The following is an 18,148-nucleotide window of genomic DNA, read 5'->3' on the forward strand; positions in this document are numbered from 1 at the left end:
TCCTGAGACGGCGGCATGCACGAGGAACTGTTCGCGGCGGTGTACGCGGGCGCCGACGACGCCCTGGTGCGGCTGGTGCGCGCGGGGGCGGCGGACGTGGCGGGCGCGGTGGACGGCGAGGGGCAGAGCGTCCTGTACGCGGCGGCGGTGAGCGACCGGCCCGGCGCCGTCCGGCTGCTGCTGGCGGCGGGTGCCGATCCGCGGCGGGCGTGCGGCCCCGACGGCGGTGACCTGCCGCTGTGCGGGGCGGCGAGCGGCGGGCACACGGAGGTGGTCAGGGCGCTGCTTGCGGCGGGTGCCGAGCCGGACGCGCGGGAGGCGTACGGCTTCACGGCGGTGGCGTGGGCTGCGGTGCAGGGGTTCGCGGGGACGCTTGAGGCGCTGGTCGAGGGCGGCGCCGATCCGGATCTGCCGGGGCCCGGCGGTGAGCGTCCGCTGGTGCTCGCGGCGCGGCGCGGGTCGGTCGCGGCGGTGCGGGTGCTGCTGCGGCACGGTGCGGGCGTGCGGGATCCGGGCGGGCGGGAGGCGGCGCTTGCGGAGGCGCGGCACTGGCTGGGCCGCGACGTGGAGCGTGAGCTGCGGCAGGGGCTGCTTTCCGCGTACGGCGAGGGTTTCGAGGCGGTGGTGCGGCGGTCGGTGGCGGGCGGCGCGGAGACGGTGGCGGTGGAGCTGGTGCGGGACGGGGTGGTGGTCGCGGGCCGTGCGGCGGGGACGGGGCACGCGGCGGTGGCGACGGTGCTGGAGCGTGAGCTCGGCGTTCCTGTCGGGTACGAGGAGCTGGCGCGGCGCGCGCTGAGCTGCGGGGATCCGGCGCGGGACGACTGGCGTGAGGCGGTGCGCGCCATGGTGGCGCTGCCGGCTGAGGAAACGTTTCAGGTGGCGGTGGTGTGGTGCGGCGCGGCCGACGAGTCGCGACGGACGCTCGGGTTGGACGTGGTGGCGGAGCTGGATCCGGCCGCCGTGTCGCCGCGTGCTCTCGCGGTGGTGCGGGAGGTGGCGGCGGGGCTGCCGCCCGGGGGCGGGAGCGCGCGGGAGGCGGCCGCGGTGGTGCGGGCGCTCGGCCGGCACCGCGCCGGCGCACGCGACGTGGCCGCGTACGCGCGCCATCCGGACGCGGCGGTGCGCCGCGTGGTCGCGGGCGCGAGCCCACTGGCGGCCGAGCCGGGGCTCGCGACACTGGTCGCGCTGGCACACGACCGTTCCGCGAGCGTGCGGCGGGCGGCGGTGGCCGCGCTGGCGGGGACGGGCGCGGCGGAACCCCGCGCGCGGGACGCGCTGGCGGCGGGGCTTGACGACGAGGACGCCCTGGTGGCGGCCGAGGCCGCGGCGGGCCTGGCGGCGTCGGGGGACGAGCGCGCGGTGGCGGCGCTGGCCCGGCTGCTGGCACAGGCGGACCCGGACGACCCGGCACGGGCAAAGGCACGGGACGCGGTAGCCCTGCTCCCCCGCGACGCGCGGCGCCTGACCCTGGAACGCATCCCGCCGCGACGCGAGGCGTGAGCCCGCAGCACCGGCGGCCAGGGTGCCGCCGCCGGGCCGAGGGCGGCCCAGACCTGGAGTCCCCCGCGGCGGGCCTGGCGGCGTCGGGGGACGAGCGCGCGGTGGCGGCGCTGGCCCGGCTGCTGGCACAGGCGGACCCGGACGACCCGGCACGGGCAAGGGCACGGGACGCGGTGGCCCTGCTCCCCCGCGACGCGCGGCGCCTGACCCTGGAACGCATCCCGCCGCGACACGAGGCGTGAGCGCGCGATCCCGGCGCCCCGTGGGCGCGGCCCTCCGGTGTCCGGCGCGGCCGCAGGGCCCGGCCCGGCTCTGCCCGGCCACCAGGCGTCGGGCGTCGGGCGGCAGGCGGCCACGGCGGCGCACGCCTGCGGCCGGGAGTCGCCCCCGCTGCCTGCCCCCGTGGGTGCGGCGTGCGGTGCCGCGGCGGGAGGACGGCGAGCGGACACGGGCCCGACGCCAGGCGGGAGACTCCCCCCCGGGGGGTCAGCCCGGCACGATGCCCTGGGCCCGTGCCGCTGCGAGCCACTGCGGGAACTCCCCCAGCAGCCGGTCGTAAAGTGTGGTGTCCCGCATGCGGCGTGGGTCGCGGCCGGCCGGGAAGAAGCCCGCGTTGTCGACCACGCGCCGTGCGGGGACGGCGAGTTCGTCCAGCCTCCGCAGGAAGTCGAACTGGTGGCCGTGCGGATCGCCGAACCCGATGAACTGCCAGAACATCGGCAGCGAGGCGGCCTTGCACACGTACTGCTCGGCGGCGCGGCGGTTGCTCGGCCCGCCGTCCGTCTGGAAGACGACGAGGGCGGGGTCCGTGGCCCCGCTGCCGAGGTAGTGGTCGATGACGGCGTCCATCGCCACGTGGTAGTTGGTCCGGCCCATGTGGCCGAGCGAGCCCACAATGTCCCCGATGCGGCCTTCGTGGCGGTCGAGCGATATGGGGGCCTGCGCGTCCACGTCCGTGGAGAAGACCACGACCGGGACGGTCCCGTCGTCGTCGAGGTTGGCGGAGAGGCCGAGGACGCGTTCGGCGAGCGACTGCACGGTGCCGTCGCGGTAGTACCGGCGCATGGAGCCCGACCGGTCGAGCACCAGGTACACGGCGGCGCGCTGCCCGCTCAGGCCGCTCTTCTCCAGCGAGACCGCGGCGCTCTTGTACAGGCTCACCAGGCCGGGGGCGGTCCGCTCCATCTTCTCCAGGCTGATCGCGGGGCCCGTCGGGGCGGACGCTGCGGCCATGTGCACGCTCCTCGCGAGGTGTTGGGCCCACAGCCTACGGGGAGGGCACGCACGGCGGACACGCGTTCGCGCGGTCCGGGGACGTGCCACGGCGCCCGCCGTGTCCGGTCGGGGACGGGACGGGCGCCGTGTCCTGCGGAGGGCCGGGGGAAGCGCCTCCCCCAGCCGGACCGTCCGTACGCCGTTGTACGGGACGTCTTGCCGTTACCGCGCGCTCGGCGCGGCAACGGATGCCATCAGACCACGAGGGCGCGGTCCGTGGGCCGGATCGGGGCGGGCAGGTCGCTCGCCCCCGACAGGTGGCCGTCGACGGCGCGGGCCGCCGAGCGGCCCTCCGCGATCGCCCACACGATCAGCGACTGGCCGCGGCCCGCGTCGCCCGCCACGTACACGCCGGGGACGTTGGTGGCGAAGTCCGCGTCGCGTGCGACGTTGCCGCGCGCGTCCAGTTCGAGGCCGAACTGCTCGACGAGGCCGTTGGACTGGTCGGTGCCGGTGAACCCCATGGCCAGCGTGACCAGTTGGGCGGGGATGACGCGCTCGGTGCCTTCGAGCGAGGCGATCTTGCCGTCCTTGAACTCCACCTCGACGAGGTGCAGTGACTGGACGTTGCCGTCCTCGTCGCCCTCGAAGTGCGTGGTGGAGACCGAGTACAGCCGCTCGCCGCCCTCCTCGTGTGCCGAGGTGACCTTGTAGAGCATCGGGAACGTGGGCCACGGCTGGTGCTCGGCGCGCTCGTCGCCGGGGCGCGGCATGATCTCCAGCTGGGTCACGGACAGGGCGCCCTGGCGGTGTGCGGTGCCCACGCAGTCGGCGCCGGTGTCGCCGCCGCCGATGACCACGACGTGCTTGTCCTTCGCGGTGATCGGGGAGTTCGTGAGGTCGCCCTCCTGCACCTTGTTGGACAGCGGCAGGTACTCCATCGCGTAGTGCACGCCGTTCAGCTCGCGGCCCGGCACGGGCAGGTCGCGGGAGACGGTCGCGCCCGCGGCGATGACGACCGCGTCGTACCTGCGGCGCAGCTTCGCCGCGTCGAGGTCCCGGCCGATCTCTATCCCGGTGCGGAACTTGGTGCCTTCCGCACGCATCTGCTCGACGCGGCGGTTGATGTGGGACTTCTCCATCTTGAACTCGGGGATGCCGTAGCGCAGCAGCCCGCCGATGCGGTCGGCGCGCTCGTAGACCACGACGGTGTGTCCCGCCCGGGTCAGCTGCTGGGCGGCGGCGAGTCCCGAGGGGCCCGAGCCGATCACGGCGACGGTCTTGCCGGAGAGCCGCTCGGGCGGCTGCGGCGTGACGTCGCCGCTCTCCCACGCCTTGTCGATGATGGAGACCTCGACGTTCTTGATGGTGACGGGGGGCTGGTTGATGCCGAGCACGCACGCGGACTCGCACGGCGCGGGGCACAGCCTGCCGGTGAACTCCGGGAAGTTGTTCGTGGCGTGGAGGCGCTCTATGGCGGCGTTCCAGTCCTCGCGGTACGCGTAGTCGTTCCACTCGGGGATGAGGTTTCCGAGCGGGCAGCCGTTGTGGCAGAACGGGATGCCACAGTCCATGCAGCGGCCGGCCTGCTTGCTGACGATCGGCAGCAGGGAGCCGGGTACGTAGACCTCGTTCCAGTCCTTGACGCGCTCGGCGACGGGCCGGCTCGTGGCGACTTCGCGGCCGGTGGTGAGAAAGCCCTTCGGGTCAGCCATGGGTCGCCGCCTCCATCATCTTCTCGGTGGTCTCGGTCTCGGAGAGCCCGGCCAGCTCGGCGGCGTCCTTGGCGGCGAGCACGGCCTTGTAGGCGGCCGGGATGATCTTGCTGAACCGGTCGGCCGCGGTGTCCCACTCGGCCAGCAGCTTCGCGGCGACGGTGGAGCCCGTCTCCTCGTGGTGGCGGCGCACCACGTCGTGCACCCACAGCTTGTCGCCGTCGTCGAGCGGCCCGACCGCGGCCAGGTTGCCCGCGTTGACGTTGTCGGGGTCGAGGTCGATGACGTACGCGGTGCCGCCTGACATGCCGGCCGCGAAGTTGCGCCCCGTCGGGCCGAGGACGACGGCGTGGCCGCCGGTCATGTACTCGCAGCCGTGGTCGCCGACGCCCTCGGTGACGACGGTCGCGCCGGAGTTGCGCACGCAGGTGCGCTCGCCGCTGCGGCCGCGCAGGAACAGCTCGCCGCCGGTGGCGCCGTAGGCGATGGTGTTGCCGGCGATGGTGGAGTACTCGGCGAGGTGGTCGGCGCCGCGGTCGGGCCGTACGACGACGCGTCCGCCGGAGAGGCCCTTGCCGACGTAGTCGTTGGCGTCGCCTTCGAGCCGCAGGGTGATGCCGGACGGCAGGAACGCGCCGAAGGACTGGCCCGCGGACCCGGTGAACGTGATGTCGATGGTGTCGTCGGGCAGGCCGGCGCCGCCGAACCGCTTGGTGACCTCGTGGCCGAGCATGGTGCCGACCGTGCGGTTGATGTTGCGGATGCCGATCTGTGCCCGTACGGGCTGCGCGGCCTCGGCGCTCTCGGCGCCGAGCGCGTCCGCGGCGAGGCGGATCAGCTCGTTGTCGAGCGCCTTGTCGAGGCCGTGGTCCTGGGCGACCGTGCGGTGGCGCACGGCGCCCCTGCCGAGCACCGGCACGTGGAACAGCGGCGCCAGGTCGAGGCCCTGGGCCTTCCAGTGGCCCACGGCCCGCTCGGTGTCGAGGAGTTCGGCGTGTCCGACGGCCTCCTCCAGGGTGCGGAAGCCGAGTTCGGCGAGGAGTTCACGTACTTCCTGCGCGATGTACTCGAAGAACCGCACCACGTACTCGGCCTTGCCGGAGAACCGCTCGCGCAGCACCGGGTTCTGGGTGGCGATGCCGACGGGGCAGGTGTCGAGGTGGCACACGCGCATCATCACGCAGCCGGACACCACCAGGGGCGCCGTCGCGAAGCCGAACTCCTCGGCGCCGAGAAGCGCGGCGATGACGACGTCGCGGCCGGTCTTGAGCTGGCCGTCGGTCTGCACGACGATCCGGTCGCGCAACCCGTTGAGGAGCAGCGTCTGCTGGGTCTCGGCGAGGCCGAGCTCCCAGGGGCCGCCCGCGTGCTTGAGCGACGTGAGCGGGGACGCGCCGGTGCCGCCGTCGTGGCCCGAGATCAGCACGACGTCGGCGTGTGCCTTGGAGACGCCGGCCGCGACCGTGCCGACGCCGACCTCGGAGACCAGCTTCACGTGGATGCGGGCCGCCGGGTTGGCGTTCTTCAGGTCGTGGATGAGCTGGGCGAGGTCCTCGATGGAGTAGATGTCGTGGTGCGGCGGCGGCGAGATCAGGCCGACGCCGGGCGTGGAGTGCCGGGTGTTCGCGACCCACGGGTAGACCTTGTGGCCGGGCAGCTGGCCGCCCTCGCCGGGCTTCGCGCCCTGCGCCATCTTGATCTGGATGTCGTCGGCGTTGACGAGGTACTCGCTGGTGACGCCGAACCTGCCGGACGCGACCTGCTTGATCGCGGAGCGCCGCGCGGGGTCGTGGAGCCGGTCGGTGTCCTCGCCGCCCTCGCCGGTGTTGGACTTGCCGCCGAGGCGGTTCATGGCGATGGCGAGCGTCTCGTGCGCCTCGCGGGAGATCGACCCGTACGACATGGCGCCGGTGGAGAACCGCTTGACGATCTCGGAGGCCGGCTCGACCTCGTCGAGCGGGATCGGCTCGCGTCCTGAGGCGAAGTTGAACAGGCCGCGCAGCGTCATGAGCCGCTCGGACTGCTCGTTGACCCGGTCGGTGTACTTCTTGAAGATGTCGTAGCGGCCGGAGCGTGTGGCGTGCTGGAGCCGGAAGACCGTCTCGGGGTCGAACAGGTGCGGCTCGCCCTCGCGCCGCCACTGGTACTCGCCGCCGATCTCCAGCTTGCGGTGGCTCGCGGAGATCCCGGAGGCCGGGTAGCCCTTGGCGTGCCGGGCGGCGACCTCCTGGGCGACGACGTCGAGCCCGGCGCCGCCGATCTTGGTGGCGGTGCCGTTGAAGTACCGGTCGACGAAGGCCTGGTCGAGGCCGACGGCCTCGAAGACCTGCGCGCCGCGGTAGGAGGCGACGGTGGAGATGCCCATCTTGGACATGACCTTCAGGACGCCCTTGCCGAGCGCGCGGATCAGGTTGCGGATGGCCTGCTCCGGCTCCAGGCCCTGGATGAAGGTCCCGGCGCGCACCAGGTCCTCCACCGATTCCATCGCGAGGTACGGGTTGACCGCGGCGGCGCCGTAGCTGATGAGCAGCGCGATGTGGTGCACCTCGCGCACGTCGCCGGCCTCGACCAGCAGGCCCACCTGGGTGCGCTGCTTGGTGCGGATGAGGTGGTGGTGCACGGCCGCCGTCAGCAGCAGCGACGGGATGGGCGCCTGCTCGGCGTCGGAGTGCCGGTCGGACAGGACGATGATGCGGGCGCCGCCGTCGATCGCCGCGTCGGCCTCGGCGCAGATCTCGTCGATGCGCGCGGCGAGCGCCTCGCCGCCGCCGGCGACCCGGTAGAGGCCGGAGAGGGTGGCGGCCGTCATGCCGGGCATGTCGCCGTCGGCGTTGATGTGGATGAGCTTGGCGAGCTCGTCGTTGTCGATGACGGGGAAGGGCAGGGTGACACTGCGGCAGGACGCGGCGGTGGGTTCGAGCAGATTGCCCTGCGGGCCGAGCGACGACAGCAGCGAGGTGACGAGCTCCTCGCGGATGGCGTCCAGCGGCGGGTTGGTGACCTGCGCGAACAGCTGCGTGAAGTAGTCGAACAGCAGCCGGGGGCGTGCCGAGAGCGCCGCGATGGGCGAGTCGGTGCCCATGGAGCCGATGGGCTCGGCGGCGGTGCGCGCCATCGGCGCGAGGAGGATGCGCAGCTCCTCCTCGGTGTAGCCGAAGGTCTGCTGGCGGCGGGTGACCGACGCGTGCGTGTGCACGATGTGCTCGCGCTCGGGCAGGTCGGACAGCTCGATCTCGCCGGCTTCGAGCCACTCCTGGTAGGGGTGCTCGGCGGCGAGCGTCGCCTTGATCTCGTCGTCCTCGATGATGCGGTGCTCGGCGGTGTCCACGAGGAACATGCGGCCGGGCATGAGGCGGCCCTTGCGTACGACCTTGCCCGGTTCGATGTCGAGTACGCCGACCTCGGAGGCGAGGACGACGAGGCCGTCGTCGGTGACCCAGTAGCGTCCCGGCCGCAGGCCGTTGCGGTCGAGGACAGCGCCGACCTGGGCGCCGTCGGTGAAGGTGACGACGGCGGGGCCGTCCCACGGCTCCATCATCGTGGAGTGGTACTGGTAGAAGGCCCGGCGTGCCGGGTCCATGGCGTCGTTGTTCTCCCACGCCTCGGGGACCATCATCAGCACCGAGTGGGGCAGCGAGCGGCCGCCGAGGTGCAGCAGTTCGAGCACCTCGTCGAACGTCGCGGAGTCGGAGGCGCCCGGCGTGTTGATCGGGAAGATCCGGTCGAGGGCGCCGTCGCCGAACAGCCCGGAGGCGAGCTGCGACTCGCGGGCCTTCATCCAGTTGCGGTTGCCCTGGACGGTGTTGATCTCGCCGTTGTGCGCGACGAAGCGGTACGGGTGGGCCAGCGGCCAGCTCGGGAAGGTGTTCGTGGAGAACCGCGAGTGCACGAGCGCGATGGCGGTGGCGAAGCTGGGGTCCGAGAGGTCCGTGAAGAAGGGCTCGAGCTGCTCGGTGGTGAGCATGCCCTTGTAGACGACGGTGCGCGAGGACAGGGACGGGAAGTAGACGCCGGCCTCGCGCTCGGCGCGCTTGCGCAGCACGAACGCCTTGCGGTCCAGTGCGATGCCGCTTGAGCGGTGGTCGGTGACGAAGAGCTGCCGGAAGATCGGCACGGTGGCACGCGCCGTGAGGCCGAGGATCCGCGGCTTGACGGGCACCTCGCGCCAGCCGAGTACGGTCAGGCCCTCCTCGGCCGCGATCGCCTCGATGGCCGAGACGCCCTCGTCGACCTCCTCGGCGGGCAGGAAGGCCGTGCCGACGGCGTACTCGCCCGCCGCGGGGAGGGCGAACCCGGCGGCCTCGCGGAAGAAGGCGTCGGGAACCTGTAGGAGGATCCCGGCGCCGTCGCCCGAGTCGGGCTCGGAGCCGGTGGCGCCACGGTGCTCCAGGTTGCGCAGGACGGTCAGCGCCTGCTGGACCAGCGCGTGGCTGGCGTCGCCGGTGAGGGTGGCGACGAAACCGACGCCGCACGCGTCGTGTTCGTCGCGGGGGTCGTACATCCCCTGCGGGGCAGGGCGACCGTCCATGGGCGACCAGGCGTGGGAACGCATCGGCTCTCCCGTCGTCGTCGGGGCATATGCGGGGCATATGCGTGTGCCGAGGGACGACGTTGGCCCTCCGGAGAAATTTCGTGCAGGTTACATGATGGGGTTCTGCCCAGAAAGCGGAAGATTCCATCCAGCATGCGGACAGCTAGGGGCATCCTCGCGAGGTTTCCGAAGGTGACGGTTTCCTGGCGGCGGACACGGGGTGTGCCGGACAGTACGGCGCCTGTCCGGGGGCGCGGGCTTCGTTGCCCGCTGCGCTAACGGGTCATGCCCCGCTATCGCGGGGTCGAAACCGCCGTGTAACAGGTATGTACGGCGGGCCCCGCCAGTCTCGCATCCCACTGCCGCACGCGCGCAGGGACGTACGTCACAGCAGGTGGGGTGCCCTCCCGCGCGGGCACACTCCTACAGCGATGCTCCGAGTAGGCTGCCGAGGCCGTACGTGATCGCCGCCGCCACGCCGCCGAGGGCGAGCTGGCGCAGACCGCTGAACCACCAGCTGCGCGCCGTCACGCGTGCCACCAGCGCGCCGCAGGCGAACAGCCCCGCGAGCGCGAGCGCCACCGCGGGCCACAGCGAGGTCGCGCCGAGCAGGAACGGCAGGACGGGCAGCAACGCGCCGACGGCGAACGACCCGAACGACGACACCGCGGCGACCGTCGGCGACGGCAGGTCGTCGGGGTCGATGCCCAGCTCCTCGCGGGCGTGGATCTCCAGCGCCTGCTCGGGGTCGGCGGACAGCTGGGCGGCCACCTGGTGCGCGAGTGCCGGCTCGACGCCGCGCGAGACGTAGAGCGCGGCGAGTTCGTCCAGCTCGTCGGCCGGGTTCTTGCGCAGCTCGGCCCGCTCGACGGCCAGCTCCGCCTCGACCAGCTCCCGCTGCGAGGCGACGGAGGTGTACTCGCCCGCGGCCATCGAGAAGGCACCGGCGGCGAGGCCGGCGAGGCCCGTGATGACGACGGCGTGCGACGACACGTCGCCGCCCGCGACGCCCGTCATCAGCGCCAGGTTGGAGACCAGGCCGTCCATCGCCCCGAACACGGCCGGCCGCAGCCAGCCGCCCGTCACATCCCGGTGGGTGTGGTTGTCGCGGTGCGCGTCGTGCAGCGTCGCGTTCGCCTCGAAGACGGCCATGACGTTCTTCCCCTTCCCATGGGCGGCAGCCCGGTTCCGTACGGAGCCTGTGGGCCCCTCCCACGCTCGAAAGTACGCACGGAATCGGATCGCCGCCAGCAAGGAAGGCCTGACTTACCGCAGGTCAAAGGGGTCCTTGCCGGACAGGCCGAGCCGCCGGCACACCGCGCGGCAGCGGCCGGGACGCGGCTTCGGGGACGGCTGGGCCCCGGCCGCACGGCCGTAGTGGGATCGGCCCCGGACGCGCCGCAGGCTGCGCGGTGCGCGCGGGCAGTGTCAACGGGCGCGGGCACGGCTTCAGCTGCCAGGACGAGCGGGACCGTGCCGTCCCGGGGACGGCACCCGGCCGGCGAGGCGTTGCCCACACCGCCCGGCGGGCGCGGCCCGCGCACAGGCCCGGCGCGACGCGCGCCGCGCAGTCGAACCCCACGTCGGACGGGGCGGACCCGGGCAGGTGCTCTTCGGGAGCCCGCGGGCACGGGCACGGCTTCAGACGCCGGGGGGAACGGGGCCAGGTCGTCCCGGGGACGGCACCCGTCCGCCGGGCGTGGCCCACGCCGCCCTGCGACCCTGTGACCCTGCGGCCGGGGAAAGGCCGAAGGGCACCGCCGGGAAACCGTTGCGCCGAACAGCGCCAAGCGCGCGCACGCGCTGAGCGGAGGGCAAGCCCCCGCCGCTGGGTGGGCCAGGCAGCGCCGAAGCGGACTTGGTCGTGCACGGTACGGCCCACGTCGGCAGGGCTACCCGCGGCGCCACGGGCGCGCACGGTGGGCTGCCGGGCGGGACCCGGAGCACGGGCCCCGCGCCTCGCCGCGGCGGCCCGCTTACGGCGGGCGGACGCCCCCGGTCAGCTCTTCTCGGCCGCCTGCGCCTCGGCGTCCCGCGTATCCTCACCGGCGCGCTCGGCCGACTGTTTCGGGTGCGCTTCCCCATCGCCGGGCGCCTGCTCCGAGGCCGGCTCGGACACGGCGTCCGTGGCCTCGGCGTCTGCGGCCTCGGCGGCCGCGTCCGGTTCGACGATCTTCTCGCGGCCCGGCCGCAGCCGCGCCGACAGCACGATGTAGAGCACCGCCAGGATGAACATGATCATGACGGTCCACAGGTTCAGCCGCAGGCCGAGGATGTGGTTCGCCGTGTCCACGCGCAGGTACTCCGTGCCGCCGCGCCCCACGCAGTACAGCGCCACGTAGAGGGCGAACACCCGGCCGTGGCCGAGTTGCCATCTGCGGTCGGCCCAGACCACGAGCGCCGCCACGATCAGGCACCAGATCGACTCGTACAGGAACGTCGGATGGTAGTAGCCGGGCGTGCCGCCGCCCGACGGGTGCGTGATGTGCAGGGCCCACGGCAGGTGGGTCTCCTTGCCGTACAGCTCCTGGTTGAACCAGTTGCCCCAGCGGCCGATGGCCTGCGCGATCGCCACCGCGGGTGCCAGGGCGTCCACCCAGGCCGTGAGCGGGATGCCGCGCCGTCTGCAGCCGATCCACGCGCCCACCGCGCCGAGCGCGACCGCGCCCCAGATCCCGAGCCCGCCGTTCCAGACCTTGAAGGCGTTGACCCAGTCCTCGCCTCTCTCGAAGTAGAGCTCGGGGTCCGTCACCACGTGGTAGAGGCGGCCGCCCACCAGGCCGAACGGCACCGCCCAGATGGCGATGTCGGCGACCGTGCCCGACTTGCCGCCGCGGGCGACCCAGCGCTTGTTGCCGTACCAGACGGCCACGAAGACGCCGATGATGATGCAGAACGCATAGCCGCGCAGCGGAATGGGGCCGAGGTGGACCACTCCGGTCGACGGGCTGGGAATGTAGGCAAGTTCCATGGCAGGTCCGACGCTACCCTGCCGGACCCCGGACCCGGCCACCCGCCCGGCAACTTCTGGGTAACGGGGCCCCCATTTTCCGGGCATCCACGCCCCTGCACGGCGCCCGGCTCACGACCCTGTCGCCGCCTTGCCGGGCTGCTTGCCCTTGTCGGCCTCGGCGACCCACTTCTTCAGGTTGGCGGGGGTGATGTTCTCGTCGCCCTTCTTCGGGAAGACGGACTTCCCGTTCAGCAGCACCGTCGGCGTGCCGGTGAAGCCGCCCTTGGTGAACGCCTTCGCCGACTTGCCGACCCACGCGTCGTGGTCGCCGTCGTTGACGCAGGCCTTGAAGCGCTGCGTGGACAGCCCGTCGACCTTGCCCGCGATGTCGAGCAGCTTGCTGTTCTTGCCGAAGGCGTCGGAGGTCTCCTCCGGCTGGTTCTCGTACAGCGCGTCGTGGTATTCGGGGAACTTGCCGGCGTCCTGCGCGCACGCGGCCGCGTTCGCCGCGCGTACCGAGCCCGTGCCGCCCATGTTGCCGTCGATGATCGTCGCGAGGTGGTACTCGACCTTCATCTGCCCGCTGTTCTCCAGCTGGTGGAACGTGTCGCGGAAGACGTTCTCGAACTGGCCGCAGATCGGGCAGCGGAAGTCCTCCCACACCGTGAGCGTGGCGGGCGCGTCCGCCGCGCCGACGCGGATCGCGAGGCCGTCCTTGCCGCCCGCGCCCGTGGGTGCGCTGACGGGGCCCGCCGCTCCCTTCGCGGGCTTGTCCTTGCCCGCGCCGGCCGCGACCACGCCGATGCCGGCCGCCACGGCGAGCACGGCGACGGCGGCGCCCGCGACGACGAAGGTGCGCTTGCGCTTCTCGCGCGCCTTCTCCGCCGCGCGTTCCTGCTGGAGCCGCTCTCGGGCGCTCCTGGTTGCCTCACGTGTCTTCTCACTCACGCCCTCAGCAACGAACCGGGGAGGCGCGTGCGCACCTCCCCGGTCCCAGGTCCACCCGTACGTGTGAGGTCACCGCCCACGGAGGCGAACAGCGGGTTCGAACGCCCAGGCAGGCGCCGGGCCGGCGGGCCGGCCCGGCGGGCGGACGGTCAGGACGGTCGGCCCGCGGGCGTGCGGGCCGACGCCCGTACGCCCTGCGCGAGGCCGCCCGCCAGTTCCCGTACGCCGACGACCCCGGCGGCCGCGTCCGGCGCGTCGAGCACGCGCTTGACGAAGGCGCTGCCGACGATCACACCGTCGGCGAACGACGCGACCTCAGCGGCCTGCGCCGCATTGGACACGCCGAGCCCCACGCAGACCGGCAGGCCGCTGGTGGCGCGGGTGCGGGCCACCAGCTTCTCGGCCTGCCTGCCGACGGATTCGCGGGTGCCGGTGACGCCCATCAGGGAGGCCGCGTACACGAAGCCGCTGCCGGCCGCGGTGATCTCGGCGAGGCGCGCGTCAGCGCTGCTGGGGGCGACCACGAAGACGGTGGCGAGGCCGTGCTCTGCCGCGTGCTCGCGCCACACCGCGGACTCCTGGACCGGCAGGTCGGGCAGGATGCAGCCGGCGCCGCCCGCGTCCGCGAGCTCCGCGGCGAAGCGCCCGGGGCCGTAGCGGTCGATGGGGTTCCAGTACGTCATCACCAGCACAGGCTTACCGGTGGCGTCGTGCGCCTCGCGCACCGTGCGCAGTACGTCGGCGATCCGGACGCCGCCGCGCAGGGCGATGTCGTCGGCGGTCTGGATGACGGGCCCGTCCATGACGGGGTCGCTGTAGGGCAGGCCGACCTCGACGATGTCGGCACCGCCGTCGAAGATCGCGCCGATGGCCTCGATGCCGCCGTCCACGGTGGGGAAGCCGGCCGGGTAGTAGGCGATCAGCGCGGCACGGTCCTCGGCCCGCGCGGCGGCGAGTGCGTCCGTCAGCAGCTGGATGTTCCCGCTCACTTCGCGGCCCCCTCGTTCGCCGTGCCGTTGTGGCCGTCGCGGCCGTCCTGGCCGTCCTGGATCGTCGCGCCGGAGGTGTCGTCGGGTTCGACGGCCGCGTCCGCCTCGTAGAGACCGAAGTAGCGCGCGGCGGTGTCCATGTCCTTGTCGCCGCGCCCGGAGAGGTTGACGACGATCAGGCCGTCCTCGCCGAGTTCCCGGCCGACGGTGAGGGCCCCGGCGAGTGCGTGCGCGCTCTCGATGGCCGGGATGATGCCCTCGGTGCGTGACAGCAGGCGCAGGGCCTGCATGGCCTCGTCGTCGGTGATGGCGAGGTACTCGCCGCGCCCGCTGTCCTTGAGATACGAGTGCTCGGGGCCGATGCCCGGGTAGTCGAGCCCCGCGGAGATCGAGTACGGCTCGGTGATCTGGCCCTCGTCGTCCTGGAGCACGTAGCTGCGCGAGCCGTGCAGGATGCCGGGCTCGCCCACGGTCAGGGTGGCGGCGTGCTCGCCGCTCGGCACGCCGTGCCCCGCGGCCTCGCAGCCGATGAGGCGGACGGCGCCGTCCGGGATGAACGCGTGGAACAGGCCGATCGCGTTGGACCCGCCGCCGACGCAGGCGACGGCCGCGTCGGGCAGCCTGCCGGCCTTGTGCAGGATCTGCCGCCTGGCCTCGACGCCGATCACGCGGTGGAAGTCGCGGACCATCGCGGGGAACGGGTGCGGGCCCGCGACCGTGCCGAACAGGTAGTGCGTGGTGTCGACGCTCGCGACCCAGTCGCGGAACGCCTCGTTGATGGCGTCCTTGAGGGTGCGGCTGCCGGACTTCACGGCGACGACCTCGGCGCCCAGCATCCGCATGCGGGCGACGTTGAGCGCCTGGCGCTCGGTGTCGATCTCGCCCATGTAGATGACGCATTCGAGGCCGAACAGGGCACAGGCGGTGGCCGTGGCCACGCCGTGCTGGCCCGCGCCGGTCTCGGCGACGACGCGGGTCTTGCCCATGCGCCGGGTGAGCAGTGCCTGGCCGAGCACGTTGTTGATCTTGTGCGAGCCGGTGTGGTTGAGGTCCTCGCGCTTGAGGAAGACGCGCGCGCCGCCGGCGTGCGCGGCGAAGCGCTCCACTTCGGTCAGCGGGCTGGGGCGGCCGGTGTAGTCGGCCATGAGCCGGTCGAGTTCGGCGGCGAAGGACGGGTCGGACTTCGCCTTGGCGTACTCGGCGGCGACCTCGTCCGCCGCGGCGACGAGCGCCTCGGGGATGAACTTGCCGCCGAAGGCGCCGAAGTACCCCTCGGCTGTGGGGATCTTCCCGTCGGGGTCCGGCAGGAAGAACGCAGAGGGCTCTGCGGAAGGTTTCGTGGACAACGGAGAACTCCTCGGAGGTCACGGCCCGGTCCACGGTGGAGGGTGGAGCGGGCCGTTACGTAACGACAGCACCGTATGCGCGCGCGGCGTCCTGGTGCGGCGCGCGCGGCCGCGTCCGCCATCGCATTCCGTTGACCTGTCCCGGCTCGTCGCCGATGACGTACCGCACGCGCCGCCCGTGCACCCTGCGCGCGGGCGCGCGGCAGCCACGCGGCCTGCAACCGCGCGCCAGGGGCGCGTGGCGTGCCGGGGCCGCGGCGTCGGCCGCGAGGGTCGCGGGGCGGGAGGCGGGCATGGCGCGCGGTCAGTCCCTGCCGTGCCGCAGCGCGGGGTGGGCACCCGCGGCGACGAGGTCGGCCACGGCGGCCTTCGGGTCGCGTCCGGTGACGAGCGACTCGCCGACGAGCACGGCGTCGGCGCCGGCGTTCGCGTAGGCGATCAGGTCGTGCGGGCCGCGCACGCCGGACTCGGCGACCTTGACGATGCCGGCCGGGATCTCGGGGGCGACCCGCTCGAAGGTGGAGCGGTCCACCTTGAGGGTCTTCAGGTTGCGCGCGTTGACGCCGATGACGCGGGCGCCCGCGTCGACCGCGCGCTCCGCCTCGTCCTCGTCGTGCACCTCGACCAGCGGGGTGAGGCCGATGGACTGGGCGCGCTCGATCAGCGACACCAGCGCGGGCTGCTCCAGCGCGGCGACGATCAGGAGCACCACGTCGGCGCCGTGCGCGCGCGCCTCCCACAGCTGGTAGGAGGTGACGACGAAGTCCTTGCGCAGCACGGGGATGTCGACCTTGGCGCGTACGGCCTCCAGGTCGGCGAGCGATCCGCCGAACCTGCGCTGCTCGGTGAGCACGGAGATGACGGCCGCGCCGCCGCTCTCGTAGTCGGCGGCAAGGGCCGCGGGGTCGGCGATCGCCGCGAGGGCGCCCTTGGACGGGCTGGACCGCTTGACCTCGCAGATCACGCTGACGCCGTCGCCGCCGAGCGCGGCCGCGCCGTCCCTCGCCTGGGGGGCGCGCGCCGCGCGCTCCTTCAGCTCGTCGAGGCCGACGCGCGCCTGGCGCTCCGCGAGGTCGGCGCGCACGCCGTCGATGATCTCGTCGAGCACACTCACGCGAGAGGCCCCCTTTCCGGGAGGTGATACGACATGGTTCCAGGGTCCGGCCGACTCGATGCTAGCCGTAAGAGGCGGAAGGCCCCTCATCACGGGTGGCGGCGGCGCGTGCGCCCCGTCCGGCACGCGCTCAGGGCGCGATGAAGGCGCCGAACGGCAGGTTGCGCACCACGGTGAAGACCGCGGCGGCCACCCCGATGGCCCACCACCACTTGGGGGCGAGCCGCACGGCCGTTGGCAGGCCCTTGCGCGCGCGCAGCACCCAGTACACCCAGAAGGCCGCGAACGCGGCGAAGCCGACCACGGCCATCGCGTTGTCGTGCAGCGCCGTGCCGAGGTGTCCCGAGGCGACGGCGTGGGCGCAGCGCAGGCCGCCGCAGCCCGGGCAGTAGATGCCGGTGAATCCGTAGAGCGGGCAGACGGGGTAGTGCCCCGGGTGATTGGGGTCGACCAGCGCCACGAGCGCGAAGGCCGCGCCCACCCCGGCGAGTGCGCCGACGGGTGCGAGCAGCCGTCTTGCCTGCCCCGGCCCAGGGCCTTGCGCCATTCGTGTCATGGGCACTGCCATGGCTCTCACCCCGTCGTTCGTCACCGGCTCGGCCCGGCCGCACCCGGCGGCCGGGGTCATGCGGTGCGCCGGCGCGCCCACGCGGGCGGCCGGGCGCGCGGCCGTCAGGCCTTCGCGTGCTGCTCCGCCTGGCCGGCGGCGGCGCGTGCGGTGTCGTGCTGCCCGGTGTGCATGGCGATCTGCGCGCGTCCGGCCTCTTCACGCGCCCTGACCATCTCGTCGGACTCCTTGGGCATGCCGAGCCCCATGAACTTCATGATCACGCCGACGACACCGCCGAGGAGCACGACGCCCATGCTGACCCAGAAGCCGACCGGGTTGTCCGCCACCATCAGGCCTCCGCCGGCGCAGAAGCCGATGAAGGAGATGGTGACACCGGTCCAGGCCGCCGGCGTGTGTCCGTGGCTGCTGCTGCCCGCCATGAGTTGCTCCTCGTTGCTGTGGCGCTGTGTAGTGGGCGCTTGAGTGTGCTGTGGTGCTGGTCGAGCCGGGGGTCCGGGGGCGTGTGCCGTCGGGTCCCGTGCTCACCGCACATTCTCCCGCATGCACGGCGGGTGACGCGCGAGGGGGGTGCGCTCGCGGACGGACGGGCCCGGGCGGCCGCTCAGCTGCCGGTGGGGTCCTCGCCGCGGTCGAGCGCCTTCCACAGGTCCTCGGGCCTGTCCGGGTCGACGACCGGCTTGCGGCGGGCCGCCGCCTTGACGCCCGCGGCACCTGTGCCGCGCTCGTAGCGGCCCGACATGGCGGGCCACCACCTGCCGTACCGCAGGGCGAGCAGCCCCGCGAGCAGGATCAGCACGCCCGCGCCGGCGGTGACGTACGGCCACGCGGTGTGGCTCAGGGCGTGGACGGTCGCGGAGGCGTCGCCGGTGGTCTGTGCGGCCTTCGCGTCGAGCGCCGTGCTGCCCGAGCCGCCGAGCACCGCGGAGACGGCGGCGCCCGCGCCGCTCAGCGCGAGGATCAGGGACACCACGAGGCGACCCGAGCGGCGCACGGCGAACACCGCGACCAGCGCGGCGAGGCCGACCACCGCGAGCGCGGCCGGCACGCCCGTGACGTCGCGGCCGTCCGCCGTCACGGGGACGGCTCCGCCGCCGACGGCGGCCGCCCCCTTCGCCCAGGTCTGGCCCGAGGCGATGAGCGCCACCGCGGCGCCGGCGGCGCCGAGGAGCAGTGCTGCTGCGAGGCTGCGGCGGCCGCTCGTGGCGCCGTTCGCGCGTCGCTGGTCGTGGGTGCCCCCTCGGGGGGCGGGTAGCGCTGTCACGCTCC

Annotated in this window: 14 protein-coding genes and 1 pseudogene; 2 read left to right on the forward strand and 13 right to left on the reverse strand. The window is 73.5% G+C overall.

The window, feature by feature from the left end; translation table 11 throughout:
- Positions 1–15: 15 nt before the first annotated feature.
- Both IH48_RS37415 and IH48_RS36360 read left to right on the forward strand, forming a co-directional pair.
- Entirely contained in the window at positions 16–1,500 is a 1,485-nt protein-coding gene (locus tag IH48_RS37415) for an ankyrin repeat domain-containing protein (protein ID WP_037843245.1), read from the forward strand.
- Complete coding sequence (locus IH48_RS36360; protein ID WP_158710351.1) at positions 1,497–1,742, forward strand: hypothetical protein; 246 nt, start codon at positions 1,497–1,499, stop codon at positions 1,740–1,742. The genes IH48_RS37415 and IH48_RS36360 overlap by 4 nt, the downstream gene beginning before the upstream one ends.
- A 244-nt stretch (positions 1,743–1,986) precedes the next feature.
- Here the strand turns inward: IH48_RS36360 and IH48_RS0125600 are convergent, their stop codons facing one another.
- The 13 genes and pseudogenes from IH48_RS0125600 to IH48_RS0125655 form a co-directional block, all read right to left on the reverse strand.
- Entirely contained in the window at positions 1,987–2,733 is a 747-nt protein-coding gene (locus IH48_RS0125600) for a vWA domain-containing protein (protein WP_030909243.1), read from the reverse strand.
- A gap of 236 nt (positions 2,734–2,969) precedes the next feature.
- Entirely contained in the window at positions 2,970–4,430 is a 1,461-nt protein-coding gene (locus IH48_RS0125605; RefSeq protein ID WP_030909244.1) for a glutamate synthase subunit beta, read from the reverse strand.
- The gene (gltB, locus tag IH48_RS0125610) at positions 4,423–8,982 is read right to left on the reverse strand and encodes a glutamate synthase large subunit (protein ID WP_030909246.1); all 4,560 of its coding nucleotides are present in this window, start codon (positions 8,980–8,982) and stop codon (positions 4,423–4,425) included. The genes IH48_RS0125605 and gltB overlap by 8 nt, the downstream gene beginning before the upstream one ends.
- 402 nt (positions 8,983–9,384) lie before the next feature.
- Positions 9,385–10,113 (reverse strand): VIT1/CCC1 transporter family protein, encoded by a 729-nt coding sequence (locus IH48_RS0125615; RefSeq protein ID WP_030909248.1) that lies wholly within the window; start codon positions 10,111–10,113, stop codon positions 9,385–9,387.
- A gap of 847 nt (positions 10,114–10,960) precedes the next feature.
- Positions 10,961–11,932, reverse strand: coding sequence for a prolipoprotein diacylglyceryl transferase (gene lgt / locus IH48_RS0125620; RefSeq protein WP_030909251.1), 972 nt, complete (start codon positions 11,930–11,932; stop codon positions 10,961–10,963).
- Positions 11,933–12,043: 111 nt separating this feature from the next.
- Positions 12,044–12,862 carry a DsbA family protein gene (locus IH48_RS0125625; RefSeq protein WP_030909254.1) on the reverse strand — a complete coding sequence of 273 codons (819 nt, stop codon included), beginning with the start codon at positions 12,860–12,862 and terminating at the stop codon, positions 12,044–12,046.
- Between the two features lie 149 nt (positions 12,863–13,011).
- Positions 13,012–13,851 (reverse strand): tryptophan synthase subunit alpha, encoded by an 840-nt coding sequence (trpA, locus tag IH48_RS0125630; protein WP_030909257.1) that lies wholly within the window; start codon positions 13,849–13,851, stop codon positions 13,012–13,014.
- The gene (gene trpB / locus IH48_RS0125635; protein WP_051840575.1) at positions 13,848–15,197 is read right to left on the reverse strand and encodes a tryptophan synthase subunit beta; all 1,350 of its coding nucleotides are present in this window, start codon (positions 15,195–15,197) and stop codon (positions 13,848–13,850) included. The genes trpA and trpB overlap by 4 nt, the downstream gene beginning before the upstream one ends.
- A gap of 55 nt (positions 15,198–15,252) precedes the next feature.
- A complete protein-coding gene (trpM, locus tag IH48_RS37520; RefSeq protein ID WP_078850026.1) occupies positions 15,253–15,492 on the reverse strand; it encodes a tryptophan biosynthesis modulator TrpM in 240 nt (79 codons plus the stop codon).
- 9 nt (positions 15,493–15,501) lie between these two features.
- Positions 15,502–16,311 (reverse strand): indole-3-glycerol phosphate synthase TrpC, encoded by an 810-nt coding sequence (trpC, locus tag IH48_RS0125640; RefSeq protein WP_030909261.1) that lies wholly within the window; start codon positions 16,309–16,311, stop codon positions 15,502–15,504.
- A 130-nt stretch (positions 16,312–16,441) separates the two neighbouring features.
- Positions 16,442–16,867, reverse strand: a complete 426-nt coding sequence (locus tag IH48_RS0125645; protein WP_234434384.1) for a DUF2752 domain-containing protein — start codon at positions 16,865–16,867, stop codon at positions 16,442–16,444.
- A gap of 185 nt (positions 16,868–17,052) precedes the next feature.
- A pseudogene (locus tag IH48_RS0125650) lies at positions 17,053–17,301 on the reverse strand (HGxxPAAW family protein); the annotation flags it as partial.
- A 182-nt stretch (positions 17,302–17,483) separates the two neighbouring features.
- A complete protein-coding gene (locus tag IH48_RS0125655; protein WP_030909270.1) occupies positions 17,484–18,143 on the reverse strand; it encodes a TIGR02234 family membrane protein in 660 nt (219 codons plus the stop codon).
- Between the last annotated feature and the right edge of the window lie 5 nt (positions 18,144–18,148).

Source organism: Streptomyces sp. NRRL F-5126 (genome assembly GCF_000721265.1).
Lineage (GTDB): Bacteria > Actinomycetota > Actinomycetes > Streptomycetales > Streptomycetaceae > Streptomyces.